The sequence below is a fragment of the Pontibacter sp. BAB1700 genome, assembly GCF_000277005.1.
Classification (GTDB): Bacteria; Bacteroidota; Bacteroidia; order Cytophagales; family Hymenobacteraceae; genus Pontibacter; species Pontibacter lucknowensis.
The window spans coordinates 1-2412 of sequence record NZ_AKIS01000174.1 but is presented as its reverse complement, the minus strand read 5'-3'; the positions used below and the strand labels follow the sequence as shown (position 1 = coordinate 2412).

The window sequence follows — 2412 nt, the reverse complement described above, 5'->3', positions numbered from 1 at the left end:
CCTTTTGCAGCTTGCCTGCCCAGAAGATGTTAGACTCTTCATCAAATCGGGCCTTGAGTTCTACTACTACCGTTACCAGTTTTCCATTCTTGGCAGCTTTTACCAGCGACTTAGCAATGGCTGAGTTATCAGCTACGCGGTATAGGGTAGCGCTCATGGCGGTAACTTTCGGGTCTTTAGCAGCTTCATCGAACAGGCGCAACACGTAGCCAAAGGACTGGTAGGGGTAGTGTACCAGGTAGTCCCGCTTTTTCATGGCCTCAATCAGGCTTTCTTCCTGCTCCAGGAGCGGATGCACCAGCGTAGGCTGTGGCGTGTACTTGAGGTCGGGTAGGTTGAAGTCCGGGAACTGAAAGAAGTCACGGAAGTTATGGTACTTGCTGCCTTCCACCAGTTCGTCTTCTGATATGCCCGTGTGCGCCATAATGGCTTCGAGCATTGGCTTTGGTGTGACAGGGTCATACAGGAGGCGGGCTGGATAACCCGTTTCACGCTTCTTCAGACTCTTCTGGATTTTAGCCATCAGGCTGCCTGATACTTCTTCCTCAATATCCAGTTCAGCATCGCGCGACACCTTTACGGCATGTGCCTCAAAGCGGGTGTAGTTGGGGTACAGCGCGGGCAGGCAGAAGCGAATCACATCATCCAGGAACATCACGTAACGTTGCTTGCCTACTGTAGGGAGCTTCACAAAGCGGCTGCCATGCTTCTTGGTGGGTATTTCGAGCATAGAGAAGCGCTCGGGCTTCAGATCTTCCTTCTTAGGGTCGAATAGATGCACACCCAGGTATACAGTCTGGTCCTTTAGGAAAAAGTGCGTCTCAGTGTCGTCAAGCAGAAGCGGCAGGATGTGCGGCTGTATGTGCTCGGTAAAGTACTCGCGCACCCACTTCTGTTGCGTTTTGTTCAGGTCGTTCTCGGTGAGGAGGTTGATATGATGCTGGCGCAGGTCTGCCAGTATGCCTTCTCTGAACACCTCCCCGAATTCCTCCTGCTGGCGCTTCACTTCCTGCATCACCTGATCGAATGTATCGACAGGATCCTCGGAGAGTTTGTCACGGGTTTTCTTTTTGAGCTTGATCAGTCGCTTGAGTGTGGCTACCCGCACCTTGAAGTACTCGTCGAGGTTGGCCGAGAAGATAGCCATAAACTTGACACGCTCCAGCAGCGGCACGGTGCGGTCTTTGGCCTCCTGCAGCACGCGGTAGTTGAATGCCAGCCAGCTGAGTTCGCGGTTGATCAGCGGTGTGGTGGTCGGTTTTTTATCTTCGGTATTAATTTCCATGGTTTTGTATGTTGCCCGGTGCGGCGCAATGTGATAAAGGTATGAGCATAGCTTCCAGGTGTGGGGTTATACCTGTGAGCTATGCCGGTGTGCTATGTTATTTGTGGTTTTTAGGTACATCGTAGAACAATAGCTCGGCATTGTCACGCTTGATGTCATACCAGCTGTCGCAGTTAAAGCGCAAGGCCACTACGCCGGCTGTTGGCATGCTGGCCACATGTTTGGGTGAGAGCATATTGGCAAACTCTGAGATGGATTCATTGTGCCCCACCATCATCATGCTGTCTACATCGGCGGGTGCTTCGCGGGCTATCTCAAGCAGCTCTTCGGCACTTGCGCCATACATACGATCATTTACTGCAATATCATCGGCATCGTAATCGAGCTCGCGGGCTACCAGCGTGGCGGTGGTAAGCGCCCGCACAGCAGGGCTCGACAGTATGAGTTGTAGCTGGGCATTGTTGGCTGCCAGTTCCTGCCCCATAAGCGGAGCGTCGTTGCGGCCGCGTTTGTTCAGTGGTCGGTCATGGTCGCTCAGCTCTTCGAACTTCCAGCTGGATTTGGCATGACGCATGATATATAAGGTTTTCATAAGGTAAATCTCTTTCAGAAAGGTATAGCAAGATGCCAGGTACATAGTACGGTTGCTATGCAAGGTGTTTACTGAAAGCAAAGGAAATTTGTTGTGAGGATGGAGCTTAGATTGACTTTGGGGAAGGCTTGGCAGGTATAGCTGAAGGTTAGACAGGTATATTAGGCCCTTGAAAACAAAAAGGGAACAGCCCTTGCCGGACCATTCCCCCTTTCTGATGTTTCAAAAATGGCTTACACGTTGTTTGGGTAGCGCTCAAAATGAATTTCTGCTACACGGCGCTGCAGCTCGGCACGCAACTCATCGATGTTGATACGGTTGGTAGCTGATATGAACAGGGCAGGGGCATGGATCTTCGCCATGTAAGTAGCTTTCAGATCCTCGATAGAAGGCCGTACATGATGCTCTCCTTCTTCATCATTCCCGCTTTCTTCCTGCATCTCCTGCTCCCGCTGCTCCAGGTACTGGTCTATTTTGTTGAACACCAGCAACACCGGTTTGTCAGCCGATTTAATGTCCAGCAGGGTATCGTTCA

The 2412-nt window shown here is 51.4% G+C and carries 1 protein-coding gene and 2 pseudogenes; all 3 read right to left on the bottom strand.

From position 1 onward, the window contains the following. Window positions 1-1285 (bottom strand): annotated as a pseudogene (locus O71_RS18120) (polyphosphate kinase 1); the annotation flags it as partial. Window positions 1286-1382: 97 nt separating this feature from the next. Beyond that, window positions 1383-1877, bottom strand: a complete 495-nt coding sequence (locus tag O71_RS18115; protein ID WP_040574717.1) for a histidine phosphatase family protein — start codon at window positions 1875-1877, stop codon at window positions 1383-1385. A 233-nt stretch (window positions 1878-2110) separates the two neighbouring features. Beyond that, a pseudogene (locus O71_RS24410) lies at window positions 2111-2412 on the bottom strand (GTPase HflX); the annotation flags it as partial.